Source organism: Sulfurovum sp. (assembly GCA_026990595.1).
In the GTDB taxonomy this organism is placed as follows: Bacteria; Campylobacterota; Campylobacteria; order Campylobacterales; family Sulfurovaceae; genus Sulfurovum.
This window is the reverse complement of record JALXCZ010000028.1, coordinates 20259-45404: the sequence shown is the minus strand read 5'-3', so window position 1 is coordinate 45404 and position 25146 is coordinate 20259. Positions and strand designations below refer to the sequence as shown.

The following is a 25146-nucleotide window of genomic DNA, read 5'->3' as shown; positions in this document are numbered from 1 at the left end:
TATTAGGTGTTCATCTAATGGTATTAAGAGGTTTAAAACCCTGTTTTATGCAGCTGATACCAAACTGTGTCACACGTCAATGTCGTGGAAAATAGAGGAGATAGCTATGTATCTCAAATAAGGAGTTTGATACTCTCTTGCAGAAAAGTGCGAAATTATAGCAGGAATAAAGATAAAAAGATAGAGGTTGTATGAAATTTTCTTAAAATGATAAAAAGTAGACTGCTATTATTATTCTATTTTACTGCAAATAGGAAATAAAAAGCAATAAAGGTGTATCATAATAAATAGCACCCCTAAGGAGTGTAGTATGAAAAAGATAGCTATGATCGAGAAAATAATGAGTGATTTTTCCAAGCGTACCTGCTTAGAGAAAGAAAATTGTTCTCCTGTACGCTATTTATGGACAGATGCTTTTGCTGTGTGTAATTATCTTGAACTTTATAAGAGAACAGGTAAAGAAAAGTATAAAGAAGAAGCGCTGCTGCTTGTTGACCAGGTTCACCATATACTGGGGAAACACCGCCAGGATGATATCCGTACCGGATGGATCAGCGGTTTGAGTGATATAGAAGGTGAGCTGCATCCTACGATCGGAGGACTGCGCATAGGTAAAAAGCGAAATGAGCGGAAAAAGAATGAGCCTCAGGATGAACGTTTGGAGTGGGAACAGGATGGACAGTATTTCCACTATCTGACCAAATGGATGCATGCTTTGAATCGGGTAGGTGACATCACGGATGACCCTAAGTACGGTCGCTTGGCGATAGAACTTGCCAAAACAGCGTATGAAAGATTTACTTATGCAACACCTGCCGGAGCCAGACGTATGGTTTGGAAAATGAGTATTGACCTTAGCTATCCTTTAGTCTCGTCGATGGGACAGCATGATCCTCTGGATGGCTATATTACCTATCTTGAACTTAGCAGTACATCTTCAGAATATGATAAGAATTCACTGGATATTGAGATAACAGGCTTGTCGCAAATGGCACAATCCATCAATTGGGATACGGATGACCCGCTTGGGATCGGCGGACTTTTGAGTGATTCTGCTTTTTTAACCCAATTGATCATCTTTGAACAAAAAAAAGAACTTTCCGAACTGCTTTCCAAACTCCTAAAACATGCTTCAAAGGGCATAACACTCTTTCTTCGTGCGGACACATTGAAGTACCCGGCAGAGTACAGGCTGGCATTTCGTGAACTTGGTTTAAGTATCGGCCTGCACGGAGTAAAGAAGATGCATTCACTACTTAAGAAACATGTAGATGCTTTTATCAATGATACTTTTTTGCTCTCACAACTGGAAGAGCTTGAGAAATATCTGCTTTTAAGTGAGTTGATCGAAGATTTTTGGCTGGAAAATGAAAATCAAAAAAGCAGTACTTGGATCGAGCATATTGAGATTAACAGTGTCATGCTGGCTACCAGTCTGGATACGGATGGATATTTGACTTTAGGAAAGAGAAAGAATGAAAGGTAATACAAGATGGTCATATCCAATGTAGAGATCGCTTCTATCTTTGATCAGTTGGCTGATCTTTTAGAGATCAAGGGAGAGAACCCCTTTAAGACCAGAGCCTACAGAAATGCTACACGTACCATAGAAAATCTGGGTACGGACCTGAGAAAAATGCTGGAAGATGGTGCGGATATCTCCCAGATCCCTACCATTGGTGAGCATATTGCTCTGAAGATCGAGGAGATCATCAAAACTGGCAAGCTTGCCAAACTTGAGTACCTTAAACATACTTTTTCTCCCCATCTTCTTGATCTTCTCAAAGTGGAGGGGATCGGTCCCAAAAGAGCCAAAGTGCTTTACCGTGAATTAAATATATCTTCACTTGAGGGGCTGAAAAAGGCTGCTGAAAAACATCAGATAAGCGCACTCAAAGGCTTCAGTGAAAAACTGGAAAAGAAGATACTCAAAGGCACGCTTCTGGCAAAAAAGGAGGGGATACGTTTCATGTATTCTGTTGCAGAACCCTATGCGGAGGCGCTTACAGCGTATTTGAAAAACTTCAAAGAGACTTTGCAGGTCATCGTTGCAGGAAGTTTCAGGCGAAGAAAAGAGACGGTGGGTGATCTCGATATTCTTGCTACATCCGCTCATCCTGCACTCCTCATAGACTATTTTGTGCAATACCCCGATATCAAAGAGGTACTTTCAAAAGGAGATACAAGATCGACTGTGATCCTTGCAAACAGTATGCAGGTCGATCTCAGATGTGTAGCCAAAGAGAGCTATGGTGCTGCTTTACACTATTTTACAGGCTCAAAATCGCACAATATTGCCATAAGGATCATGGCAAGAGATATGGGATTGAAGGTCAATGAATACGGTATTTTCAAAAGTGATGAAAAAATAGCCGGAGCGACAGAAGAGGAGATGTATGAGACGGTAGGGCTTCGCTATATCGAGCCGGAACTTCGTGAGAGCAGGGGAGAACACAGAGCCGCCAGAGAAGGCAGACTTCCTGAACTGATCACACTTGAAGATATGAAAGGTGATCTGCATATGCACACCCACTACAGTGACGGAAGAAACAGCATTGTTGAGATGGCAGAAGCTGCTAAAGCCATAGGTCACAGTTATATCGCGATCACAGATCATTCAAAACACCTCTCCATTGTTCATGGTATGGATGAAAAGAGACTGAGAGAGCAAATGGAAGAGATAGACAGGATCAATGAGACACTAAAAGGTATTACGATCCTTAAAAGTATTGAAGTAGATATTCTCGAAGATGGTACTTTGGCTCTGCCAAACACTGTGCTTAAAGAGCTCGATCTGGTGGTAGGTGCCGTACATGACAAGTTCAACCTGTCTCAAAAGATGCAGACCAAACGCATACTCAAAGCCATGGACAATCCCTGTTTCAACATTCTTGCGCATCCCACGGGAAGGCTTATAGGTGAAAGAGCACCCTATAAGGTCAATATGAAACAACTGTTTGAAGGTGTGAAAGAGAGAGGGTGCTTTCTGGAGATCAACGCACAGCCCAAACGGCTTGATCTGAATGATATCTATGCCAAAAGAGCAAAAGAGGCAGGTGTACGTTTCAGCATATCGACCGATGCACACAATGCAGCTTCTCTGCACTATATGAAATACGGTGTCTATCAAGCCAGACGGGGATGGCTGGAGAAAGAAGATGTGATCAATACGCTGTCTTTGGGGAAATTGAGGAAAGTGCTTGGAAGATAAAAACGGATAATTATGAGGGATGGGAATTTCCCCTTAACTCTTAACAAACAGTAACTAATACAAAGGTAATACAAAGGTAATAGAATGGCAATTCAAATTTAGAAAAAGGAGGAAATTTTGACCCAAAGTATGGATACGCAAAGGAGCGTCAAAAGCATCAAAAAAAAAGAAAAAGAATCCCGTACGACGGAGACCTTCTTTCGAAATGCCTTGCGTTCAAATCTGGATCTCACCTCTTTGGCAGATTCAAAAGCGAGTATTTTGATCTCGGTTAACGGATTTATATTGACCGTTATGGTTACAGCTTCGGGTGTGTATCTAAGCAATCCTGATATGATATATCCTTTTATTTCAATCATCATCACCGCTTTGATCTCCATAGCACTGGCTGCGATGGCTATTCACCCTAGATATAAAAAACAGTTGATAAAGAAAGGGTCTCTTGAGGAGTTCAATAGTATTTTATACTATCAAGATATGGCAAATATGGATCCAAACGAATATGTCCAAAATGTTAAAGGAGTCCTCAAAAATAAAGAAGACATCTATGAACATCTCATTAAACATTTTTATATTTTGGGTGTTGAAATCGCCATAAAATATAAGTGGCTTAGGCGTGCGTATGCGGCATTTGCATTGGGGTTGCTGATCAGTACGGTGTTTGTTGTATTTTCTATGGTTAAAATGGAAAAGGAACTTGCACCGCCTAAGCAGTTTGAAAAGATATTTGAACCATCGGGAGCTACTTTGCTAACGGATGGTAAAGTCTTGCTTATGGAAGATGAAAGTTTAAATACCATGCATCTGGTAAAAGCAAACAATGATAATACTGTGAGTGAGCTTGGCACACCTGTTATGGATAAAAAAATCAAAAAGATACTTAAGAAAAAGGTACGGGATGTTGAGGGTGTGACGAACGATGGTCATGACAGAATCTATGCGATCACATCACACAGTACCAACAAATCACGTAAACGTAAAAAAGCGCGTGAACAGATTGTGCGTTTTGACTATCATAACGGCAAAATAGACACTCTGAAACTCTATCATGGTCTTCTTGATAAACTTTCGTTATTGCACCCGAAATTCAAGCAGGCACTTGCTGATTTAAAGTATGGTTCACGAAAGAAACAGATAAATATTGAAGCACTTACTTGGGATAAAAAAAGCAAAACACTATTGATCGGGTTTAGAAGTCCTCTGATTGACGGAAAAGCGCCTGTCGTGACTCTTACAAACCCCAATGGTGTCTTTGATAAGCATGAAAAACCTCACTTGAAAGGTCCCATTTTATTGGATCTGCAAGGACACGGGATTCGCGGCATGAGCTGGGATGAAAAGAAACAAGGGTATTGGATCTCTGGAGGAAGCGTCGGCAGCCGAAAGAATGAGAGTTTTAGTCTATGGTTTTGGAATAAGGACAAAAATCAAGTGAAAAAGATCAAGGATATCTCTAATCTTGGGTATGCCGAGGGTCTTGCGACACTTCCTGACGGTCGCATTTTGGTCGTCGATGATGACGGAAGTATTTCCACACACGGAGCCAATTACAGTATAATTGATACAAACACGTCATCAATGAAGGAGAAAAAGTGAAAATAGTAATCATCTTATGTTCTTTTATACTTTATGCTCATGCTGCCACGTTTGAGAGAGGAGAAAGTAAGATTGAAGCTGGTGGACAGATCGTGGCTGATACGGCATGGATAGATGATAGTGGGCATAGCTATCATGATAGTAAAATTCGTCGAGCACGTGTCTACCTGAAAGGCGATATAACAAAGTATTTATCTTATGAGTTGGAGTATAGCTTTACCGGCAAAAATGACTGGAAAGATGTGTATCTCAAATATACAGGATTTCCCGGCTGGATGATCTATGCTGGAAATATTAAAGAACCTTTTGGATTGGAAGCACTTACAAGCTCAAAATACAATACCTTTATGGAACGTGCTTTAGCAGACTTCTATAATTCTCGAAAGATAGGTCTTCTAATCAAGGGGTATCAAAAGAGTGATAATAATGTAGTGACCTATGCATTGGGAGGATTTGGCAAATCTCTTGATGAAGCAATAGACCATAAACAAGGAGAGAACTCTCTGGTCGGACGGGTAACATATACAAAGATTGTTTCCAAAGATCAGATATATCATGTGGGATTATCTGCCTCCTATACAACCCACGACAAGGACTCGGTAAAACTCTCATCAGATATTGGGTCGAGTTTGTATAAAGGCTCCTTCATCAAGACAAAGGTAAAAAAGGTTGACCATACAAAGCGTATAGGCTTGGAGAGCGCTCTTGTTTCTGGTGCATTTTCTTTTCAGGGAGAGTATGTTGCATATGCTATAGCAAAACAATTCGTTACCTATAATTTTAGCGGATGGTATGCACAGGCGAGCTGGTTTCTTACCGGAGAGTCCCGAAAATACAAAGCAAAATCCGCCGTATTTTCCCGTGTAAAGCCACTTAAGCCTGTTGATAAAGGTGGATATGGCGCAGTTGAAGTAGCATTACGTGTGACACAGCTTGACCTAAGTGACAAAGATGAAAATGGCGGAAAGGAGCGTGACCTATCATTGGACGTAAACTGGTATTTGAAATCCAATTTACGTCTGATGGCTGAGTATACGTATGCTGATGAATTGACAGGAAAATCAAAAGATGCAAATGTCTTCCAACTAAGAGCACAATACGATTTTTAAACACCAATTCTAATTACTAAAGCAATCCCATCGCAAGTTTGGCTTCATCGCTCATTTTTTCCTGACTCCACGGAGGGTCGAATACCAGCTCCACATCCAAAGCTTCCAGACCATCCATGCGCGAAGGGATGGATCTGACCAGATCAACGATGACTTCAGACATTGAGCAGGTTGCAGAGGTAAGGGTCATGGTCACCTTGCAGTCACTTAGCTTGGTAACAGGATTCTTCCAGCAGTCTACTTCATAGATGAGTCCAAGATTGTAAATATCTACAGGAAGTTCAGGATCGTAAATGCTTTTAAGCTGTTCTATGACCTTCTCTTTCATCGCCTCATCGGCTTGGGCATTCTCAGGTTTGAAGCATTTCTCTTCTGTCACATCGAAACGGCTGTCTACACCGCCTACTATTTGTGTACTACTACCGAATTTCTCTTCATAGGCTTTCAGCTCTTCTGCAGTGGTAGGAATATCCGTCTCTTTAATATTGTTAATATCCATCTTGCTCTCTTTTTAATTTTTAATTTTTAATTCTTCACTGCACTTTTGTGCATAGGTATAGACTTTTTTCAAAAAAGCCTCCAGACTCTGTTGCCGTACAGGGGAAAGAAGTTCCACTACTCCCATTTCATGTAGTTTGGCAGGATCGAAAGCCAGTATTTCATCAGGGGTACGGTTACTGAAGATATCGAGCAGCAGCGTTAGCATGCCTTTTGCCATTTCAGAAGTCCCTTCACCCCGCAAGATGAGCTTTCCATCTTTACATTCGCCTGTAAGCCACGCAGCAGAGGCGCACCCTTCTACAAAGGTCTCATCGTTTTTTTCCGCTTCGTCAAGGGTGGTATGTTTTTTGCCCAGATCAAAGATGTATTCTATTTTGTCATTGGCATCAGGGAAGAGATCAAAATCTTCTTTATAGTGTGCTACGGTTTCTTCCATATTCATGACAATTCCTTATGTGCACTGTAAAATGCTTCTTCAAATAACGCGCTTATCTGCTCCTGATGCCGGCTGTCTTTCACTGTCTCTATGAGGGTATTGGCAAAGGCGATGACAAGCATCTTTCTGGCTTCTACATAACTGATGCCACGGGAGCGAAGGTAGAAGAGCTGTTTTTCATCAAGCTGTCCTGTGGTTGAACCGTGACTTGCTTCCAGCTCATCGATGTAGATCTCCAGTTGGGGTTTTGACACCATATAGGCATCTTCATGAAGGAGGATCGCTTTGGAGTTCTGATGTGCTTTGGTGTACTTGGCAGAGTGTTCCACCTTGATCAGTGCATCGAAGATCCCTCTGGCATTGCCGTCGAGAATATTTTTTGCCTCTTGCTGCGAGGTAGAGTGCTCTCCTTGATGTATGATCTTGGAGACCGTACCACGTCTTGATGCATGATTCAGATAGAGCAGATGTCCAGCTTCCACATGGGCATAGCTCTCCAAGTTGACCTTGAGCATCTGAAGACCGAGGTCACCTCCAAGATCAAAGCTTTTAAGCAGTGCATTGGCACGTTGGGAGACATTGATCCTGTGGGAAGCGACCATGGCATACCGCTGCTTTTGCATATGTTGGGTTTTCACGACTCTGAGCGTTGAATCCTGTGCAATATGCATATCATACCCGTAGAGTACCAGAGTATCGGCTATATTATCCTCTTCAAAACGTTCATAGAGTGTGGCATGCCGGTTACTTTGGTTCAACAGTACGATACGGTAGGCAATAAGGGCATTGCTTTGTGTAAAACGGTGTACAAGCTCCAACTCTGCATCTCCGTCTATCTCTATTTTGATGACATTGGGATTGAGGATGTGACCCAGATAATAGAGTGGGTCAAAATGATCCATATCCATCGCATCACACTGTTCATAGTAGATACGCAGTCCTTTGGGAGCAGTAGTGACCACACCGTCGACGATCTCTATTTTCTTCCCTTCTTGTAGAGATTTTGGGATGTAGTCGAGTGTTCTATAGTCTGCATCCAGAAGTTTTTCTATGTCAAAATAGCGGTACTCCTCACTCTTTTTGTCAGGTAGACCCAGTGAGACGAACTTCTCAAGCAGCTGGTCTCTTCCTTTGACATGTAAAAGTGCTGCAAGCTCCTGTGTGCTTTTGCCTTTTAATCTGTTTGGCTTCATTGCGCTTCCTCTATAGCGTCATATCCTTCTTCTTCAAGTTTGGCAACCAGTTCAGCGCCTGCAGTTTTAATGATACGTCCCTCTTTGAGTACATGGATATAGTCAGGCTCGATATAATCCAAAATGCGGGAGTAGTGGGTAATGACAAGAAAAGTACGTTTGCCATTCTTCATTTTGTTGATACCTTCAGAGACCGCTCTGAGTGCATCGATATCCAAGCCCGAATCGATCTCATCTAGTATGATGACGTCCGGTTCGAGTATGAGCATCTGCAGGATCTCGTTACGTTTTTTCTCTCCGCCGGAGAAGCCTTCATTGAGTGAGCGGCTTATCATATCGGACTTCATACCAAGTTCCTGAAGGTGCTGTTTCATGGCTCTGAGGAATTCCGCCGCATTGAGTTCCTCTTTACCCTCATGTTTGCGTTTTGCATTGAGTGCGGTTCTGAGGAAGTAGGCATTGTTGACACCCGGTATCTCCACAGGATTCTGAAAACTGAGGAATATCCCTTCAAGTGCCCGCTCTTCAGGCTCCATCTCTTTAATGCTTTTGCCTTTATAGAGGATGTCCCCCTCAGTCACTTCTACATCATAATGTCCTACAATAGCTTTTGAGAGTGTGGATTTTCCCGCACCGTTGGGTCCCATGATCGCATGTACTTTTCCTGCTTCAAGGTCAAGACTCAACCCCTTTAATATTTCTTTATTCCCAATTTTTGCATGTAGATCTTTGATCTGTAACACTTTACTCATCCTACGCTTCCTTCCAATGTTAATTCTAATAATGCCTTTGCTTCCACCGCATACTCCATAGGGAGTTGGCTGAAGACCTCTTTACAGAAACCATGTACGATCATAGAGACCGCATCTTCTTCTCTGATCCCACGTTGGCGCAGGTAGAAAAGCTGCTCATCACTGATCTTTGAAGTGGTTGCCTCATGCTCTATCTGCCCCTGGGTATCTTTGGATTCCAGGTAGGGGAAAGTATGGGCACCGCACTGATCGCCAATGAGCAGTGAGTCACACTCGGAGTAGTTCCGTGCACCATCGGCCTGGGCACCTACTTTGACCAAGCCTCTATATGTGTTCTGCCCTTTCATGGCAGAGATCCCTTTGGAAATGATGGTAGAAGTAGTGTTCTTGCCCAAATGTATCATTTTGGTACCGGTATCTGCCTGTTGTGCCAGAGTGGTAACCGCTACAGAGTAGAATTCTCCAACTGAGTTGTCTCCCTTGAGGATGCAGCTTGGGTATTTCCATGTAATGGCAGAACCTGTCTCCACCTGTGTCCATGATATCTTGGAGTTGTCTCCCTTGCAGAGACCTCTTTTGGTAACAAAGTTGTAGATCCCCCCCTTGCCCGTCTCATCTCCGGGATACCAGTTCTGTATCGTAGAGTATTTGATCTCTGCATCTTTCATGGTAATGAGCTCGACCACGGCAGCATGAAGCTGGTGCTCATCACGTGTGGGAGCAGAACACCCTTCATTGTATGAGACGTAAGCACCTTCATCAGCTACGATGAGTGTACGTTCGAACTGCCCTGTATTGAGTGCATTGATCCTGAAGTAAGTACTCAGTTCCATGGGACAGCGTACCCCCCTGGGGATGTAAACAAAGGTACCATCTGTAAAGACTGCGGAATTGAGTGCTGCAAAATAGTTGTCACTCATGGGCACAACCGAGAACATATATTTCTTAATGAGTTCAGGGTGATCCTGTATAGCTTCGGAAATGGAACAGAAGATAATGCCGTGTTTGTTAAGCTCTTCAGAATAGGTGGTTTTGACCGAAACAGAATCAAAGACTGCATCTACGGCAATGCCCTGAAGCTGTTTCTGTTCATCCAGAGGGATGCCCAGTTTTTTATAGGCTTCAAGTATTTTGGGATCAACCTCATCCAGACTTTCAGGTGCTGTTTTGGGTGCAGAGAAGTAGGAGATGGATTGGTAGTCTATAGGTTCATACTCCAAATGTGCCCAGTGGGGTTCTTCCATTGTCTGCCATTTGGCAAATGCCTTGAGACGAAGTTCTGTCATCCATTGGGGTTCTTCTTTCTTCTTGGAAATAAAACGAATGGTATCCTCATCCAGTCCCGGTGGTACGGTCTCAGTCTCAATATCAACTTCAAAGCCGAGTTTGTAGTCGCCAGATACGACATTGTCTAGTTCTTTATTTGCCATTATATTTGCTCCTTCATGGGAGATAGTTATACTTATCTATACTTATTTATAGCACAAATAGATTAAGTGGTCAAGGTTTTTTTCTTAAATAAGATAAAAAGACTCTTATTTTACATTATTCAATTCATAGTATAATGAGGTATGAAACCATAAAAAGGATTCTGCATGAAAAATATTAAAGGATTATTATTCGATATTGGTGGGGTGCTGTATGTAGGGGAAAAGGTCATTCCGGGTGCAGAGAATGCTATATCGGTACTGCAAAAGAAGTATCCGATGCGTTTTCTTACCAATACAACCAGAAAGACACCCCTTGCAATGGTCGAAAAGTTAAACCGTCTGGGCTTTTCTGTAAAGACAGAAGAACTTTTTACAGCTTTGGATGCTACAAAAGCGTATATCAGTTCTCAAAAGGGTTCAGTCTATACAGTTCTGACAGATGAAGCAGATGCGTGGTTCAATGATCTCAAATCGGAGAAACCCGATTTTGTGGTTATAGGGGATGCTCATCTCAATTTTAGCTATACAAAACTCAATGGAGCCTTCAAACACTTACAAAAGGGTGCAGCACTTATTGCCGCTGCAAAGAACAGGTATTTTAAAGAGGTTGATGGTACACTCTCCATGGATGCAGGCGGATTCATTGCAGCACTTGAATTTGCAGCAGGTGTAGAAGCAAAACTCATAGGCAAGCCAAGCAGGGATTTTTTCCATCTTGCCGTGGCTTCCATGGGACTAAAGCCTGAAGAGGTATTAATGATAGGGGATGATATCGTCTCTGACATTCAAGGTGCACAGGATGCAGGGCTGAAAGCTGCACTGGTAAGAACAGGCAAATTTCAGACATCTGATCTGGAAACGGGTATTACTCCGGATATAGTGATCGGGGATATTACAGCATTATACTCTTATTTGTTGGTATAGGCAGCCAGATTTTCTGAGACGAAATCCCAGTTGATCAGCGCCCACCATTTTTCAAGATACTCAGCTCTTGCATTTCTGTAATCTATGTAATAGGCATGTTCCCAGACATCACAGGTGAGTAGGGGAGTATGCCCTGAAAGTAAAGGGTTTCCTGCATTGGAGAATGTCTCTATTTCCAAGTTGCCCTGTGTGTTTATACTTAGCCATGTCCACCCTGATCCAAAAAGACCCGAAGCAGCTTCAAGGAACGCTTTTTTTAAAGTCTCCATCGTACTGAAATCCAGTTCAATTAGTGTTGCCAGTGCGGTAGAAGGAGCACTTTTGCTGCTTCTTAGACCGTTAAAGTAAAAGTCATGATTATAAACCTGAGCAGCGTTGTTAAATATTCCGCCGTCTGCAGTCATGATGATTTCTTCAAGAGACATCTTTTCATAGGTTGTATTTTTTATCAAGGTATTGAGTTTCTTGACATATCCGGCATGGTGTTTGCCGTGATGATATTCCATTGTTTCTTTGGAAATATAGGGTTCCATTGCGCTCTTATCAAACGGTAGATCCATCAATACATGTACCATGGGAGATCCTTTTTTATATATTCTTAAAAGAATACAGTTTATATTTTTATCATAGATAGAATGTGTGGAATGTATGTGGAGTATGGATGATACAGATACTGAAAAGATGAATTTGAAGAGAGGAGTGTTTATGCTCCTCTCGCATATGCTCCTATTGCATATATGCTTTATCTTCTTCTATGATCTTATTAGATGTTCTTGCATCTAAATCAATATCATAAATAGAACTGGGTTGTGTGTATTCCGGTTCCATACGTTTTATAACAGTAGTGTATTTAGGATTATCAAGATCTAAATAGCTTCCTTTTGGAAGGATCTCATTTCCATCAACATCTGTTCTTCCTCCTGCCATTTCACCCCATTGTACCCAAGAACCGTCATACATTCTTGGAGCATATCCTAAGACATCCGCAACAAGATTTACAACCGTAGCTTTACGACCTGAACGACAATATGTAATAAGTTCATCACCATCTTTGTATCCTTTTTCCTGAAAGATTTTTTCTGAAACTGCTGGTGATCTGAATTTATATGAAGCATCTTTGCTGTCAATTTTCCCATCATTATTTATATCTTCTTTTTGGTCATCCATGATAATAAAATCTGTATAAGGAACATCCACAGCACCTCTTATATGTCCCTGTAAAGGCATAAGACATTTTTCATTTTTATTTGGTCCACAGAGTAAATCATCACTGAATCGTGAAGGTTTTTCTGCTCTATATTCCTTAGTTCCGCGTGCATCTGCAATAAAGTAGCCTTTTTTATTGTCTTTTGCTGCAAGTTTCATCATTTCAGCAATATAAACCTGTATATGTGGTTGAAGATTATGAACCGTTTTCATAGAATAAAAAGGTGCTATAGGTATCATCTTTCCATTATGCATTTCAGGCATTCCATCATCACCAAGTTTTACTGGAGGCATATCTGCGTGATCTACCAGATAGTTGGACAATCCGCTTGATTTTGAAAAATCATAATCCACTGAACCATTGAGGACAGCTATACGCTTATCATCCCAACCCCAGTATTTGAGTACCCACCATGAGCGAATTATTTCACGCATTGTAGTTGAGCCTTTACCTACAGCAAATACAATAAAGTCTTTTGTTGGATCCATGTTGAAAGTACTGATCATACCATCTACATATTTCCCGGACAATAAGGCACCAGGTATGTTTGCCATTCCGTCAAAACGTCTATATGATGGGTCGCAAGCACCACCGGCGGGTATTTCATACACTGCGACGTCTTTATCGTCATGTTTTAAAAACTTTCCTGATGATGTTGCCCCTGCCTGTACAATAATAAGACGACCTGTTGTACCTTCTGGTCTGTTTGCTTTCCAATTGCTTATGTATGAGCTTAAAGTCTTTGCAGTAATAATACCTGATGTTCTATCATCATAATTATCTGGTTGACAACCCGTGAGCCCGATCAATAGCACTATTACAGCTATTCCTTTTGTATATGTTTTCATTCTTTTTCCTCTCTATTCTATATATTAAGCTAAAATAGCCTGAATGATTATTTCGTAGTAGTATTACCGATATGTTAATTTTTGATTTTTGTTTGATAGAAAGGAAAATAATAGGGGTTAAATTGGTTGCGGGAGGAAGATTTGAACTTCCGACCTTCGGGTTATGAGCCATAAGAATTGGTTTTTTGCTGTCTTTACTTACATTAATTGTATTTTTTTTCTTTCTTTCTATAGAACTCTCATTATGTTAATCAAATTATATTGCTTTTTATTAGGACGATTTTTCTGAATAGAAAAATGTTCACACAACTGATAAGGCGTGAGGGCTGTCCTCTTATCTGGTGCGGTTTAAATATTGTTGATTTTAATAAGTTGTCGAGGGAAACACATTCGGCGGTGACGCGGAGCGGCACCACGAATGTGCTTCCCCTTGTCTACTTAACAAAAGTTGTTCGGGTTTTAATAGTTTGGCATTTCAATAATTTCGTAATCTATTCTTTTTCCTATTTTTTGCATTTCTTCTAAGTGTTTAATTGCTGATTCATGTATGAAATTTCCTGATATTGTATATCTTGCATTTAATAGGCAATTTCTTAATAATGGTTTATTTTCTACAAAAAGTCTTGCTTCTGATTGAAATACTTTTATATCTTTATGTGTGATTTTCCATTTTCCATTTTCTTCCCAGTTTTTGCATTGTATTAGGACTAGGTGTTTTTCTTTTTTTGCTATTAAATCAATACCATGATCTTTTTTTCCCATTTTTTTACCGTATTCAGTTACATGATATCCTCTTGATCTGTATACTTTGGCTACATATTCTTCATATTCTGCACCTTTTATTATTTTTTCTTTGTAACTTGTTTTTTTTATTTTGTGTGAATTATTTATTTTTTTCTTTGCTTCTGACCATTCTTTAGAATATTTTTTAATTTTATTTGTTGTTTCTTGTTCTTTATTTGCTTCTGTTTTTTTTATTTTTTGTGTATATTTGCATTTTGGATATCTGTTACATCCTATAAAAGTATTTGTTGTGTATTTTGTGTTTGTTTTTTTTGATTTTCTTATTACTAGTGTACCTATATTACATCTTGGGCATGAATTGAGTGTTTTCTCTTTTTGTTCAAATGATGTATATTCTTTGTATGGTTTATGAAATGATTTTTTATATGTTGTTTTTTGATTTTCTTTATTTAATATAATTAATATAATTGTAGTTATTAATATAATTGTACTCATTATTATGGTTATAAAAAATAATATTGTCATTTTTTTACTTTAGTTCAAATTTACCGCTTGATGCTTTTTTTTCTATCTCTTCAAGCTTTTTAAGTAGTTTTCTAGTTTCACTTATTTGCACGTCTGTTTGTAATCCTAGATTAATAAGTCTTACTAATTCAGGTTTTTCTTTTTCCCATGTGTTTAGTGTATTTCTACTTACTCCTATAAGGTCAGCAAGTTCTTGTCTTGTCATATTTTACCTTTTTGCACAATAATTGTGCGTTTTTCATATTGTCTTAAGTTCATATACGTTACATTTTCATAATATATGCACAATATATGTGCATTAGGAGCTATCAATGACAATAAATGACATATATCTTTCTTACATGCCGACTAAAGAGCTTACCTTAGCTCCTAAAACGGTTCAGTCTTATGTTTCTGCTTATGAAAAGCATATTAAGCCTGTTTTCGGTTATAGACATATCAACGCTATCAATTTCATAGATTACCAAAAATTCGCTGATACTCTGCACGTTTCGGGCTTGAAGCCTAAAACAGTCAGCAATATTTTAAAGTTCATCTCTTCTCTTTATACTTTTGCAAAAAAGAATGATTGGTATAGCGGTACTATCTATCCACGTGATGTAGAACTCCCAAAATATGACAATAAATTCTATGTTACGATCTCACCTGAATTACAAAAAAGGTACTTACTTGCATTGAAAAATGCCAAAGAGCCTATTTATAAGGATATTTTCTTTTTCTTGCTACACGGTAGACGTTTGGGGGAGGTTCTTAACCTTGAATGGGAATATCTTGATCTTAATCAAGGTATAGTTTATTATCCCGCTACACATAATAAATCAAAAAAGTTCCTCTCTTATGAACTTACTTCCGAAATGGTTGAGCGTTTAAAAGTTCTTTATGCTTGTGCTATTGAAGATCAGGGAACTGTTTTCGTTACTGGTTATGTTTTTGTTAATCCTAATACTGGTAATAAATTTACTGATCTGCGTAAACCTTGGAAAAGATTGCTTGATGCCAATGATCTTTCTTATACACGTTTACATAATATCCGTCATATTCTTGCTACATATCTTTTAAATGAATTGAATGTATCTCTTGAATATGTTTCTTATGTTCTTGGACATCAGGATACTGCAATAACCAAAAGATATGTGCATGTTAAACCACAGGTTGCTAAAGATTCTATTGACATTCTTTTTGACGATCTTAAATCTAAAGGTGAAAAACATGTTGAAATGCTTAGCGAAGCTATTAAGTTGGGTGAATCTATTCAGGCGGTTTTATTTTCTGATCAAAAATCTTCTAAGGTAGGTGATTGATATTTAGCCTATACCCTTTGTCCGTAAAGGTTGCTTGGTTTGCGATAGCTCCAGATCAAGTAGGTATAGGCTTTCAGTGAGCTATCAAAAATTTAAAGGCTATTAAGGAGCTATATTATGTCACAACTTATAGAAACAGGATTTAGAACAGAGTATGCAGTAGATCACATTAGAAGTATCAAGGTAACTCCATCAGGAGATATGAACGGTAATAAATATAGTGGTAGCGTAAAACTCAAATCAGTCAATGTGAGTCAGGAAGATGATGAAAAATATGGTTTGATCGAAAAAGAAACGATTGTTGAGTTTAAGATCCCGTGTGAGGATAATGAACTCAAAAAATTTAATGCATTTTTGCGTGATCTGCAAAAACAGAAAAAATCGCTTGTTATTACTGGTACTTTACCACGTGATGCTGGTAAAGATTCTTACACGGTTACATCTTACGAAAATGCTGCGGCTTTGATGTCTAAAAATAGTAAGTAGATGTAGATCCATTGAAGCCAATCTCTCAAAAACCTCTTTTTAAAATAAGAGTGGTTGGCTTTGATGGCTTTATGCCAAAAGATTTCTATTTATACGTTGGAAGTCTTAAAAATTTTTAAATCGTATAGAAGGGTTTTCATTATGAAAAAGTTTTCAAAAGTTCTTGGTCTTGGTGTACTCGCTGCTACTGGTGTAGCTAATGCTGCTTTAACTGCTCCTACAATTGATACTACAAACTATGAAACGATTGCTGGTGCTGTTCTTGTTGCATTGGGTGTCTTTTATGGCATTAAAAAAGCTATCAGTCTTGTGCGTTAGCATTTAAAATTTCCAGTTTACTTGGATTTATCTCGGAGTTTCTCCGAGAATATTTAAAGGGTGATTATGCTTGAGTTTACAATAAATTATGAAAATTTTATGATTTTGTTTGGTGCTTTTTTGACTTTCTTTGCATTTGTTTTTGGTGTAAATAAAGCTGTTGGTCTATTGGTTAAGGAACTTTGATGCGTTTTGTATTTTTGTTTGTTTCATTGTTTTCTTTTGCATCTGCTGATTATCTTTATACAAAAGCTTCTAATCAATGTGTTTATGATCTTGAACCTAATCAAAATTCTAAAGGTTGGTGTTATACAAAACGATCTGATGATTCTTCTCATTGTAATACTAAAACAAAAATAACTGATTTTATATCTGGTTATGAATATAAAAATAGTGAGTGTCATTTGAAGAACGATTTAAAAATAACGGGTTTGTCCCAGAGTGAGTGGTCTTATCTTATGGCTGTTCTTGCTCATGTTTTGGGATTTACTTTTTTGTTTTTAATTGGTTTTTTATCTATCAAAATATCTAAATAAAAGGGCTATCTATGACTATTATGGACTTTTCTACTGACATTACTTTTAATGCTGTTTTTTCTATTTATGTGTATCTGGCTGTTATGATCGCTCCGATCTTTGCTGCATACGGTTTGTTTACTGGTAAATAATTATGTTTAGATTGATTGTTTTTGGTTTTTTCATTGTTTTTTTTGGTGTTTTTGTACGTGCTTCTGATTGTTGTATTGATTCTTCTATGCGTTTAGTTTCTTCTGATCCTGAAAAAGAGACCGGTACTGGTTCTACTTTACAAGAGGGTGTTAGACGTGTTTGTGGTAATGGTCAGTTGCAGTCTATCTCTGCTGGCTCTACTTTTACAGAACATATTGATCGCTCTGTAGCCCAATATAATGATAGTGGTACATTTCTTAGATATCATTATTTTACTACAACTAACAATTATGAGTGTTTTGTTTGTACTGAACCTGAAATTAATGATCCTTCTCCTACTAATGATTCAACTCATGTTTGGAATGCTGTTTATAGTGTAAATACTTGTGGAGAGGAAACTTCTACTCCTGCATATACTAATACTGGTGATCCTGCTTCTTGGTATGTTCAAACACAGGGTGCCTGTTGTCAAGCTAAAACATATTACAAGTCTTGTCCAGTTGGTCAAAAGCCTGATGATGCTGATCCTGATATTTGTGTTATTGATCCTAATTCTTCGGGTGCTCCTAAAACTTGTCCTTCAGGTATGCATAATGTTTCTACTGATCCGGAACGGTTAGAATGTGTTTGTGATTATGGTATTCCCTTATATGATCCTGTTACACATGTTCAGTCTTGTCAAAAACCTTCATGTCCTGCTTCTGTTAATGATTTGCCTTTACGTGAGCAGGGCATAACTGATCCTTTATGTAAATCCCATGCAGGTAATAATGATATTTTTACTGTTCCTTACTCTTTTTTAAGTGATTCAAAAACTTCTCTTACTTGTTGTTATTATGCTGCGGAACCTTCAAAATGTCCTAAGAATGAAATATATTTAGATGGTAGGTGTATTCCTATTTCTCATAATCCTGATGATAATAGTACTAATCCTGATCATACTTGCCCTACGGATCAGTATTGGTCTATTAATCAAAATAAGTGTGTACCTTTTTATAATCCTCCTGATAAAAACAATTCTGGTGGCAATGGTTCTTCTAATGGTCCTGGAGGATCTGGTAATTCTGATAATAATGGTACTGGTGGTGTTTCTATTGGTGTTTCTTCTAAAGATTCTAATCTTTCTATTGATGTTAATGTTTCTCTTGATCTGAATGAAACGAATGATATTTTAAGAGATATTAATGCTTCTTTGAATCGTGATTTTTCTGGTTTAGGAAAAGATTTGGATGCTGGTTTTAGTAAAATGAAAGATGCCGCAGAGTCTGCTATATCTTCATATAAAACTAATTTTGGTGATTTATTGGTTATGGTTAATACTTTAAAAGCTCCTCGTGTTCATTTTTCTGGTTCTTGTTCTCTTGGTTTTACTGCTTTTGGTAAGCATATTGATCTTTCTAAAGGTCTTAAGATGTTTATACCTGTTTTGCGTCCTATTATAATGCTAATTCTCAATCTTTATTTTGCCGTGTTGCTTATTAAATTGTCTATTTGGGCATACCATGATGTTATTACTAGGTTATCAGGGGTATTTCGATGATTATCTTAATGTTTACGATAGCTTTTAACCGTTTTGTTTCTTTTGCGGAACCAAAAGAACAGTATTTAAAATAAAAGGAAGTTATTATGTTTGGATTACCTACTATTGATCTTGTTGCAGCTGCGAAGTTTTTTGCAAAGCTTTTTTATTATCTTGGTTATATGGCATATATTGCTGGTCTTGGTGTTACTTTGGGCAATCTTGCTATTAGTCTTTGGACTGTTGTTACTAATTCTGTTCATAGTCTTGATTCTTATTTAAGCTCTGGTACTGGTACTGGTGGTGGTGAGGTTATGTCTTGTCTTTATTATTTTCTTCATGCTTTGGGTGTGGATCAGGCTATTGGTTCTTTTTTGGTTGCTGCTACTGGACTTTTATTACTTTGGTCTGGTGCTCAAATTCATCTTTTTATTTATGGTCTTACTAATTATGTTAGGGAATCTGTTTTTAGGGTAATTAATTAATGTTTATTCTAATAACAGGTAAACCAGGATCAGGAAAAAGTTTCTATGCTGTAGATTATCTTTCTAAAAATAAAGATAAGTACTTTTCTGTTGAATGCAATATTAATGGTTTGAAGTTTCATGATAATGTTGTAGCTTTGAACTTTAATAGGCTTTTTAATATCGTTTCTCAATGTAAAGAGATTTATGATAATCAAATTGCAATGCTTGGTGATGGTTCTGCATCTAATGTTATTGACGAACCTATTATTGAATATCTTCTTGAAATTGGTTTTATTGAGTTAAATTCTGATTATGTGTCTTATTTGGATAAAAAGAAAAAAAGAGAATCTTACTCTTCGTTTGTTCAGTATCTTTTGAATACTTTCAGTCCTATATATTCAGAACCAAAATATAAACCGTCACTTTTTATTATTGATGAATGTCAAAATCATTTTCCTTCTATTGATCGTACAACTGGTAAATCTGCTCCTGCTGATCCTGTTCTTTTATGGTGGGAATCATATCATCGTCATTTGTGTATGGATGTTATTTTACTTGCACAACATTATGATAAGGTTCATTCCTCGTATTTAAAAGATATTGAATATTTCTTGGATGCTATTCCTTCTTCTCGTATTCTTGGTACTAAATTTAAATATAAACATTACATTAAAATTCCTTATTATAAAACAAATGAAGTCGCTACGATTAAATTAAAAAAAGATAAAAAGATTTTTGATCTTTATCAAAGTGGTGATCGCGTTCGTACTAAAAACGTTATTTTGCCTTGGTTGATTGGTTCTTTTGCAGGTTTGATTTTGGTTGTTGGTATTTTTTACTTTGTGCGTAAAGAGTTGTTTACTCCTGATTCTGTTGAAAAAAAACATGTTAGTAAAACAGTTTCTTCTGTAAAACATAATAATGTCCGTTCTTCTTCCAGTCATGTTTCTTTGCATAAAAATAAACAGTTTGTTGATATGACTGATTTACATTATATTTCTTTGATCTGTATTAAAAATATGTGTTCAAATGTTAAAGAGGGTGTTCGTGTAAATATCCGTGATTTAAAGAGTTTATTAGAGGGTACTCGCTCAAAGTTGATAAGGCAGGATATTGTCAAGTCATCTTTGGGGCTTTCAAAAGTGTATCTTTTAGTAAGTTCTTCATTCTTAGAGCTATTTCAAAGTAGGAGTGTTAATTATGAAAATAAAGATTTTAATCTTATTCCTTAGTTTGGTTTCTTTTGCATCTGCGGAAGATATTTCTTTTTCTGATCTGGTTAAATTAGCTAGTGATGATATTGGTAAATCAATAGTTGTTGATCGTTCTTTGGTCAAATCTGATTATATTGTTGATTTTGATTTTAGTAAGAAACTTAAAAAGGGTGATATTTTTGAGTTTTTACAATCTGTATTAGATCAAAATAATATGTTTTTTGAACCTAAAGGTAGTGGTTATATTATCCGTAAAGATAATTACGTGACGGAACCTGTTACGGTTCCTGAGCTTCCTGTGATTCCTGATAATCAAAAGGTTTATTATTATTCCTATCGGATCAAGAATATTACTAATCAGGATGTGGTCAGGGTGATGTCTATTTTTACAGATGAGTTTAAAGAATCTATTAAATTTACTTATCTTAAACAATCTGATATGATTGCTTATCGTTCTACTAAGGCTATGCATCAAAAGATTAGACGTATGCTTCTTTCTTGTGATAATACAGTCATAAGCCGTACTATTAGAATTACTCTTTTTACTACGAACCGATCAAAACTTCTTTCTTACGGTTCAAATATAAGAGCTTTTAATTATGATTTTTCTTCACAGATTGACGGTATTTTGTCCGCTTTAAAAAGTGGTAATTCCCAAAGGTTCAATATTAAAGATAGTGCTTCTTTGTCTTTCTCTTTGTTTGCTTTGCAGGGTAGGGGTTTGGCAAAGATAAATCAAGAGCCTACCCTGCTTGTTACCAATGGTATTAAAGCGAATGTTGACTATGTTAAGAATATCTCTTATAAGGTTTCTTCAGTTACCAGAAAAGAGAATGTAGAGACAACTACGGATCAGTTAAAATACAGAGATGTAGGATTTAAGCTTTCTATACTTCCAAAAATAAAAGATAATTGGGTTTATCTTGATCTTAATCTGATTTCTGAGGAGTTGCTTACTCCTCCTGATAATCAAACTCCTGTTACTCAAAAAATATCTTATAAGAATTCTTTAAAGGTTTATAAGGGTAAGCCTGTGTTGCTTACTGGTCTTAAAAAAACTTCGCAGATCATTCAAAAGGACGGTGTACCTATTTTAGGTGATCTTCCTTTTATTGGTGAACTTTTTAAAAAGAAAAAGGTTCAGAATGATATGCAAAATATAAATATTTTAGTGGAGGTACTTTAAGATGAATGATTATAGGGAATTAATGCAAGAGGAACAAATGCCTACTCAAGTTTATTATACTGGTTCTATTTTCGATATTGAACAGTTTTGGTCTTTTGAGAAGTTTGCTGAAGATAATGATTTTGATTTTATTACTTGTGGTAATTTTAATGAGGCTATTTTTATAGAGTTTTACGATTTTCCTCTTTATGTTTTTGTTTGTGGTTTGGATTGTGCTTCTGCTTCTATAGTGGAGGAATAATATGTCAAACATGGAAACATACGGATTAACTGAACAAGACTTATTAAATGTTCAGTGGAAGATCGCTAAACAAAAAAAGTATATGGAATCACAAACTTTTATAGGTGAAGATAATAAAGTTAAGACTTTACTTGATGTTTCCTACTCTGCGAATCTGTCAGAGAGGTTTTATCCTCGTATTTTGAATAAAGTTGATACTTTTGTATCTACTTCTTTAGGGCTTGATCTGGTACCGGTCTTTTTAACAGTTACTGCTGATGGTTTTTTTAGACGTATGATGCGGGGGGATTATTCAGAATGGACTGACGATCTGCGTGAAAAATATTTGAAACATATTCCAAACAATAAACGTAATGGTTTTTATTTGGACTATATGGATAAACACAGTACTTTGACTCCTAAGGACATATATAAAATACTTGGGTATCAGTTACATAGATTTTATAAGTGTGAAACATTGAGAGCCATTAAAAAAGCTGGTCATATTTATACCTCTATCAGAGTTACTGAACCTCATAAGGACGGTGTACCTCATTTTCATATACTTATGTATCTTCCTGTGCAAGTATGTACCTAGGCTTTATAGGGAATTTATGCGTTTCTTTCCTGCACCTCGTAACCATAGGAAGATCACTTATAAAAATACTACTGGTAAGCATAGACGTAACGGTCATTATGTTTGTGATATAGACGGTAAAAAAATGTATGAAACGTTTGGTTTTCAAACACAGATCAGAAGTGCAGCGGCTTATATTCTTAAATACATTCTAAAATCATTTAGAAACTTGATTGAGGGTAATGAGATAGATTATCTTCAGGCTTGGTATGTTCATAACAAAATACCTAGGATTATATCTACTCATACTTTAGTAAGTCAGGATATTTATCATAAATCTTCTTTGCTTGAAGATGATTGGTATTATCTTACCAGTATCAAGTTAGACGGTAATTTGAAAATGGATAGGTTGAATAATTATTTTAAATTTAATGACGGAATGGGTAGAACGATCACGCATGATAATGGTTATTTTATACTTTCTAATGCAGGTTGTATTATTTCTACCTATGGTAGCAAAGAGTTTCATATTAAAAAAATTAGATTACGTTCTTTGAATTTTACAATATTTGCTGATCTTAAACCGCCTACATTCAATATACTTGATCGCTATGAGATATATACACCTCATAAAGAATACAGTTATTATATTTCAAGATCATATGATGATGGTACCTTTTTCAGTTTTGGTTCTGTTGACGATTTTTTTATTGAATCTGGAGTTACTTCTGATTTGGAATTTAGTCTTTCTGTTATTAATGATTATCTTTTGTTTGGTGATTATTTTTCACATAAATCTCCTACTTTAAGTGATCAGTCTTTGTTTAATGCTTATTATAATTTTGATTTTGATGTAGATAATCCTCAACGCTGGGTTTATTTGCATAATGAAATGGTTAATAGAGGTTTGTTGTCTGAAGATTTTGTTAATGTTAATTTATATGCATCGGGGGTGTTAAATGATTGGTGATAGTGCTTTGCCTGAAATATTGAGTAGTAAACCTAATATACTTCGTAAATATTGGGTTGAGGATAGAATTAAAAGGTTGAAAGGTATCAATGTTTCAGATAGGAATTTGAATGTTTCTAGGCTGATTAGTGATTTAAATAATCATATAAATGATAATGTTATTGAAGTTGAATCAGATTGTTTTGAATCTAGCGATTTTTTGCAGTTATCTTTTGATTTTATTTAAAATTGGTTGCGGGAGGAAGATTTGAACTTCCGACCTTCGGGTTATGAGCCCGACGAGCTACCAAACTGCTCTATCCCGCGACAGGAATTTATAACTCAGAAGAGTTATTGGAGTGCGATTATAGCTTGAATAAATATATTCAAACTTAAATCTAAAAATGGATGGGGTAGAGGGATTCGAACCCCCGAATACCAGTACCAAAAACTAGTGCCTTACCGCTTGGCGATACCCCAACATTCATAAGTCATATTGCTTATGTGGACGGCATTATATCACCAAAATTCTTACTTGTCAAGAGCTTTTTTAAAAAAAATAAAAAATTTGTATTTTTGAAGTCACAGAAGGTATAATACAATTATATAGATAAAATTTGAGGGATTGTTCATGTCAACAGAAGCGATACAAAGAGTAGAAAAAGCCATAGAAGAGATCAAAAGAGGGAAAATGGTCATTATGATGGATGATGAAGACCGCGAAAATGAGGGTGATCTTGTGTATGCAGCTACTTTTTCTACACCTGATATGGTAAACTTTATGGCTAAGGAGGCAAGAGGGCTTATTTGTACACCTATTACCAAAGAGACGGCTACTAAACTTGACCTCATGCCCATGGTGGCAAATAATGTTTCCAATCATGAAACTGCGTTTACTGTTTCAATAGATTCTGCAAACGCTACAACAGGTATTTCCGCAGCTGAGAGAGATGATTGCATCTCTAAGTTGGCAAACCCTTTGAGCGTAGCAGATGATTTTGTACGTCCGGGACATATTTTCCCGCTTATTGCAAAAGATGGTGGTGTACTGGTGCGTACCGGACATACAGAAGGTTCTGTTGATCTCTGTAAGCTTGCCGGTCTTGCTCCTGCAGGTGTGATCTGTGAGATCATCAAAGATGATGGGAAGATGGCACGTATGGATGATCTTGAACGCTTCTCAAAAAAACATGATATGCCTATTGTCTATATTTCAGATATCGTTGAATATCGTTTAGCCAATGAAAAACTGGTGAAACGCATTGCGGAAGAGGAGAGTGAACTTAGAGGTATAAAAGTAGAAAAGATCATTTATGAGGATCATTTGAAAAGAACACATACGGTCATACAGTTCTACAAGGCACATGAAACTGCCAATGTAAAGTTTCATAATATTGGGACAGATATAGATCTGGTACTGGATGATAAACGTTTCAATGCATTAAATAACTCCATAGATTACCTCAAACAAAATGGTGGAGTACTTATTTTTCTTGATACAAAAGTGATCTCCCACGAACAGGCCAAAGAATTTGGTGTAGGAGCACAGATACTTAAAGACCTTGGTATAAAAAATATCAATTTGCTTACTACCAATAAAGAGACAGCATTTATAGGACTTGCCGGGTTTGGGCTTGATGTGGTGGAAAAGGTTGAGATTGTTTAGCAAGATGTAACAAATAGGACTAAAATACTCCCATTTAAAATACTCTTTTTCTTTTTCTTTCTTTCTCTATTAAAATATGTTAAACTTATTTTAATTAAT

27 protein-coding genes and 2 tRNA genes are annotated in these 25146 nt (G+C 37.1%); 18 read left to right on the top strand and 11 right to left on the bottom strand.

Annotated elements, in window-relative coordinates; all coding sequences use genetic code 11:
* Window positions 1–310 precede the first annotated feature (310 nt).
* The 4 genes from MVE01_RS06025 (at window position 311) to MVE01_RS06010 (ending at window position 5916) form a co-directional block, all read left to right on the top strand.
* Complete coding sequence (locus tag MVE01_RS06025) at window positions 311–1486, top strand: hypothetical protein (protein WP_472561272.1); 1176 nt, start codon at window positions 311–313, stop codon at window positions 1484–1486.
* 6 nt (window positions 1487–1492) lie between these two features.
* A complete protein-coding gene (gene polX, locus MVE01_RS06020; protein ID WP_472561271.1) occupies window positions 1493–3211 on the top strand; it encodes a DNA polymerase/3'-5' exonuclease PolX in 1719 nt (572 codons plus the stop codon).
* A 117-nt stretch (window positions 3212–3328) separates the two neighbouring features.
* A complete protein-coding gene (locus tag MVE01_RS06015) occupies window positions 3329–4807 on the top strand; it encodes a Pycsar system effector family protein (RefSeq protein ID WP_472561270.1) in 1479 nt (492 codons plus the stop codon).
* Window positions 4804–5916 (top strand): OprO/OprP family phosphate-selective porin, encoded by a 1113-nt coding sequence (locus tag MVE01_RS06010; protein ID WP_472561269.1) that lies wholly within the window; start codon window positions 4804–4806, stop codon window positions 5914–5916. The genes MVE01_RS06015 and MVE01_RS06010 overlap by 4 nt, the downstream gene beginning before the upstream one ends.
* Window positions 5917–5932: 16 nt before the next feature.
* Here the strand turns inward: MVE01_RS06010 and MVE01_RS06005 are convergent, their stop codons facing one another.
* From MVE01_RS06005 to sufB, 5 genes are read right to left on the bottom strand one after another with little or no spacing between them, the layout of a single operon-like run.
* A complete protein-coding gene (locus tag MVE01_RS06005; protein WP_472561268.1) occupies window positions 5933–6415 on the bottom strand; it encodes a metal-sulfur cluster assembly factor in 483 nt (160 codons plus the stop codon).
* Window positions 6416–6427: 12 nt separating this feature from the next.
* On the bottom strand, window positions 6428–6859 hold the full coding sequence (locus tag MVE01_RS06000; protein ID WP_472561267.1) for a SufE family protein: 432 nt from the start codon (window positions 6857–6859) through the stop codon (window positions 6428–6430).
* The gene (locus MVE01_RS05995) at window positions 6856–8046 is read right to left on the bottom strand and encodes a SufD family Fe-S cluster assembly protein (RefSeq protein WP_472561266.1); all 1191 of its coding nucleotides are present in this window, start codon (window positions 8044–8046) and stop codon (window positions 6856–6858) included. Before MVE01_RS05995 ends, MVE01_RS06000 begins: the two co-directional genes overlap by 4 nt.
* A complete protein-coding gene (sufC, locus tag MVE01_RS05990) occupies window positions 8043–8798 on the bottom strand; it encodes a Fe-S cluster assembly ATPase SufC (RefSeq protein ID WP_472561265.1) in 756 nt (251 codons plus the stop codon). The genes MVE01_RS05995 and sufC overlap by 4 nt, the downstream gene beginning before the upstream one ends.
* Window positions 8795–10228, bottom strand: coding sequence for a Fe-S cluster assembly protein SufB (gene sufB, locus MVE01_RS05985; RefSeq protein ID WP_472561264.1), 1434 nt, complete (start codon window positions 10226–10228; stop codon window positions 8795–8797). Before sufB ends, sufC begins: the two co-directional genes overlap by 4 nt.
* A 165-nt stretch (window positions 10229–10393) precedes the next feature.
* On the opposite strand from sufB, the gene MVE01_RS05980 reads away from it, so the two are divergent.
* Window positions 10394–11152: a TIGR01458 family HAD-type hydrolase gene (locus MVE01_RS05980; RefSeq protein WP_472561263.1), complete on the top strand. Its 759-nt coding sequence runs from the start codon at window positions 10394–10396 to the stop codon at window positions 11150–11152.
* Here the strand turns inward: MVE01_RS05980 and MVE01_RS05975 are convergent.
* The 4 genes from MVE01_RS05975 to MVE01_RS05960 all read right to left on the bottom strand — a co-directional run bounded on the left by MVE01_RS05975 (window position 11137) and on the right by MVE01_RS05960 (window position 14681).
* Window positions 11137–11727 carry a superoxide dismutase gene (locus MVE01_RS05975; protein WP_472561262.1) on the bottom strand — a complete coding sequence of 197 codons (591 nt, stop codon included), beginning with the start codon at window positions 11725–11727 and terminating at the stop codon, window positions 11137–11139. The two genes, MVE01_RS05980 and MVE01_RS05975, sit on opposite strands and share 16 nt — an antisense overlap.
* Window positions 11728–11878: 151 nt before the next feature.
* A complete protein-coding gene (locus MVE01_RS05970; RefSeq protein ID WP_472561261.1) occupies window positions 11879–13207 on the bottom strand; it encodes a sulfurtransferase in 1329 nt (442 codons plus the stop codon).
* Window positions 13208–13666: 459 nt separating this feature from the next.
* Window positions 13667–14476: a topoisomerase DNA-binding C4 zinc finger domain-containing protein gene (locus MVE01_RS05965; protein ID WP_472561260.1), complete on the bottom strand. Its 810-nt coding sequence runs from the start codon at window positions 14474–14476 to the stop codon at window positions 13667–13669.
* Between the two features lie 4 nt (window positions 14477–14480).
* Window positions 14481–14681, bottom strand: coding sequence for a helix-turn-helix domain-containing protein (locus MVE01_RS05960; RefSeq protein ID WP_472561259.1), 201 nt, complete (start codon window positions 14679–14681; stop codon window positions 14481–14483).
* Between the two features lie 106 nt (window positions 14682–14787).
* Here MVE01_RS05960 and MVE01_RS05955 point away from each other — a divergent pair, with 106 nt between their 5' ends.
* From MVE01_RS05955 to MVE01_RS05900, 12 genes are all read left to right on the top strand, one after another.
* Window positions 14788–15777, top strand: a complete 990-nt coding sequence (locus MVE01_RS05955) for a tyrosine-type recombinase/integrase (protein ID WP_472561258.1) — start codon at window positions 14788–14790, stop codon at window positions 15775–15777.
* Window positions 15778–15894: 117 nt separating this feature from the next.
* Window positions 15895–16263 (top strand): hypothetical protein, encoded by a 369-nt coding sequence (locus tag MVE01_RS05950; RefSeq protein WP_472561257.1) that lies wholly within the window; start codon window positions 15895–15897, stop codon window positions 16261–16263.
* 141 nt (window positions 16264–16404) lie between these two features.
* Window positions 16405–16581: a hypothetical protein gene (locus MVE01_RS05945; RefSeq protein WP_472561256.1), complete on the top strand. Its 177-nt coding sequence runs from the start codon at window positions 16405–16407 to the stop codon at window positions 16579–16581.
* A gap of 185 nt (window positions 16582–16766) precedes the next feature.
* Window positions 16767–17117 (top strand): hypothetical protein, encoded by a 351-nt coding sequence (locus MVE01_RS05940; RefSeq protein ID WP_472561255.1) that lies wholly within the window; start codon window positions 16767–16769, stop codon window positions 17115–17117.
* 133 nt (window positions 17118–17250) lie between these two features.
* On the top strand, window positions 17251–18789 hold the full coding sequence (locus MVE01_RS05935; RefSeq protein WP_472561254.1) for a hypothetical protein: 1539 nt from the start codon (window positions 17251–17253) through the stop codon (window positions 18787–18789).
* A gap of 86 nt (window positions 18790–18875) precedes the next feature.
* On the top strand, window positions 18876–19253 hold the full coding sequence (locus MVE01_RS05930) for a hypothetical protein (RefSeq protein ID WP_472561253.1): 378 nt from the start codon (window positions 18876–18878) through the stop codon (window positions 19251–19253).
* Window positions 19253–20467 carry a zonular occludens toxin domain-containing protein gene (locus tag MVE01_RS05925; RefSeq protein WP_472561252.1) on the top strand — a complete coding sequence of 405 codons (1215 nt, stop codon included), beginning with the start codon at window positions 19253–19255 and terminating at the stop codon, window positions 20465–20467. Before MVE01_RS05930 ends, MVE01_RS05925 begins: the two co-directional genes overlap by 1 nt.
* Entirely contained in the window at window positions 20436–21635 is a 1200-nt protein-coding gene (locus tag MVE01_RS05920) for a type II secretion system protein GspD (RefSeq protein ID WP_472561251.1), read from the top strand. The genes MVE01_RS05925 and MVE01_RS05920 overlap by 32 nt, the downstream gene beginning before the upstream one ends.
* A 22-nt stretch (window positions 21636–21657) precedes the next feature.
* Window positions 21658–21876: a hypothetical protein gene (locus MVE01_RS05915; RefSeq protein ID WP_472561250.1), complete on the top strand. Its 219-nt coding sequence runs from the start codon at window positions 21658–21660 to the stop codon at window positions 21874–21876.
* 1 nt (window position 21877) lies between these two features.
* Window positions 21878–22453 (top strand): replication endonuclease, encoded by a 576-nt coding sequence (locus MVE01_RS05910; RefSeq protein WP_472561249.1) that lies wholly within the window; start codon window positions 21878–21880, stop codon window positions 22451–22453.
* Between the two features lie 16 nt (window positions 22454–22469).
* Complete coding sequence (locus tag MVE01_RS05905; RefSeq protein ID WP_472561248.1) at window positions 22470–23402, top strand: hypothetical protein; 933 nt, start codon at window positions 22470–22472, stop codon at window positions 23400–23402.
* Complete coding sequence (locus MVE01_RS05900) at window positions 23392–23628, top strand: hypothetical protein (RefSeq protein WP_472561247.1); 237 nt, start codon at window positions 23392–23394, stop codon at window positions 23626–23628. The genes MVE01_RS05905 and MVE01_RS05900 overlap by 11 nt, the downstream gene beginning before the upstream one ends.
* Before the next feature lie 3 nt (window positions 23629–23631).
* On the opposite strand, the gene MVE01_RS05895 is transcribed toward MVE01_RS05900, so the two are convergent.
* Window positions 23632–23708 (bottom strand) — tRNA-Met (locus MVE01_RS05895).
* Between the two features lie 78 nt (window positions 23709–23786).
* Window positions 23787–23861, bottom strand: a tRNA-Gln gene (locus MVE01_RS05890).
* A 151-nt stretch (window positions 23862–24012) separates the two neighbouring features.
* Here MVE01_RS05890 and MVE01_RS05885 point away from each other — a divergent pair.
* Window positions 24013–25047, top strand: coding sequence for a bifunctional 3,4-dihydroxy-2-butanone 4-phosphate synthase/GTP cyclohydrolase II (locus MVE01_RS05885; protein WP_472561246.1), 1035 nt, complete (start codon window positions 24013–24015; stop codon window positions 25045–25047).
* The last annotated feature ends 99 nt before the right edge of the window (window positions 25048–25146 follow it).

Bases quoted from the DNA above. Each gene is read 5' to 3' on its own strand.
- MVE01_RS05905 (WP_472561248.1), top strand. From the start codon at position 22,470: ATGCGTTTCTTTCCTGCACCTCGTAACCATAGGAAGATCACTTATAAA.
- MVE01_RS05900 (WP_472561247.1), top strand. From the start codon at position 23,392: ATGATTGGTGATAGTGCTTTGCCTGAAATATTGAGTAGTAAACCTAAT.
- sufB (WP_472561264.1), bottom strand. From the start codon at position 10,228: ATGGCAAATAAAGAACTAGACAATGTCGTATCTGGCGACTACAAACTC.
- MVE01_RS05920 (WP_472561251.1), top strand. From the start codon at position 20,436: ATGAAAATAAAGATTTTAATCTTATTCCTTAGTTTGGTTTCTTTTGCA.
- MVE01_RS05935 (WP_472561254.1), top strand. From the start codon at position 17,251: ATGTTTAGATTGATTGTTTTTGGTTTTTTCATTGTTTTTTTTGGTGTT.
- MVE01_RS06025 (WP_472561272.1), top strand. From the start codon at position 311: ATGAAAAAGATAGCTATGATCGAGAAAATAATGAGTGATTTTTCCAAG.
- MVE01_RS05930 (WP_472561253.1), top strand. From the start codon at position 18,876: ATGTTTGGATTACCTACTATTGATCTTGTTGCAGCTGCGAAGTTTTTT.
- MVE01_RS05995 (WP_472561266.1), bottom strand. From the start codon at position 8,046: ATGAAGCCAAACAGATTAAAAGGCAAAAGCACACAGGAGCTTGCAGCA.
- MVE01_RS06000 (WP_472561267.1), bottom strand. From the start codon at position 6,859: ATGAATATGGAAGAAACCGTAGCACACTATAAAGAAGATTTTGATCTC.
- sufC (WP_472561265.1), bottom strand. From the start codon at position 8,798: ATGAGTAAAGTGTTACAGATCAAAGATCTACATGCAAAAATTGGGAAT.
- MVE01_RS05950 (WP_472561257.1), top strand. From the start codon at position 15,895: ATGTCACAACTTATAGAAACAGGATTTAGAACAGAGTATGCAGTAGAT.
- MVE01_RS05975 (WP_472561262.1), bottom strand. From the start codon at position 11,727: ATGGTACATGTATTGATGGATCTACCGTTTGATAAGAGCGCAATGGAA.
- MVE01_RS06005 (WP_472561268.1), bottom strand. From the start codon at position 6,415: ATGGATATTAACAATATTAAAGAGACGGATATTCCTACCACTGCAGAA.
- MVE01_RS05970 (WP_472561261.1), bottom strand. From the start codon at position 13,207: ATGAAAACATATACAAAAGGAATAGCTGTAATAGTGCTATTGATCGGG.
- MVE01_RS05955 (WP_472561258.1), top strand. From the start codon at position 14,788: ATGACAATAAATGACATATATCTTTCTTACATGCCGACTAAAGAGCTT.
- MVE01_RS05910 (WP_472561249.1), top strand. From the start codon at position 21,878: ATGTCAAACATGGAAACATACGGATTAACTGAACAAGACTTATTAAAT.
- MVE01_RS05915 (WP_472561250.1), top strand. From the start codon at position 21,658: ATGCAAGAGGAACAAATGCCTACTCAAGTTTATTATACTGGTTCTATT.
- MVE01_RS05980 (WP_472561263.1), top strand. From the start codon at position 10,394: ATGAAAAATATTAAAGGATTATTATTCGATATTGGTGGGGTGCTGTAT.
- MVE01_RS05960 (WP_472561259.1), bottom strand. From the start codon at position 14,681: ATGACAAGACAAGAACTTGCTGACCTTATAGGAGTAAGTAGAAATACA.
- MVE01_RS05885 (WP_472561246.1), top strand. From the start codon at position 24,013: ATGTCAACAGAAGCGATACAAAGAGTAGAAAAAGCCATAGAAGAGATC.
- MVE01_RS05940 (WP_472561255.1), top strand. From the start codon at position 16,767: ATGCGTTTTGTATTTTTGTTTGTTTCATTGTTTTCTTTTGCATCTGCT.
- MVE01_RS05945 (WP_472561256.1), top strand. From the start codon at position 16,405: ATGAAAAAGTTTTCAAAAGTTCTTGGTCTTGGTGTACTCGCTGCTACT.
- polX (WP_472561271.1), top strand. From the start codon at position 1,493: ATGGTCATATCCAATGTAGAGATCGCTTCTATCTTTGATCAGTTGGCT.
- MVE01_RS05965 (WP_472561260.1), bottom strand. From the start codon at position 14,476: ATGACAATATTATTTTTTATAACCATAATAATGAGTACAATTATATTA.
- MVE01_RS05925 (WP_472561252.1), top strand. From the start codon at position 19,253: ATGTTTATTCTAATAACAGGTAAACCAGGATCAGGAAAAAGTTTCTAT.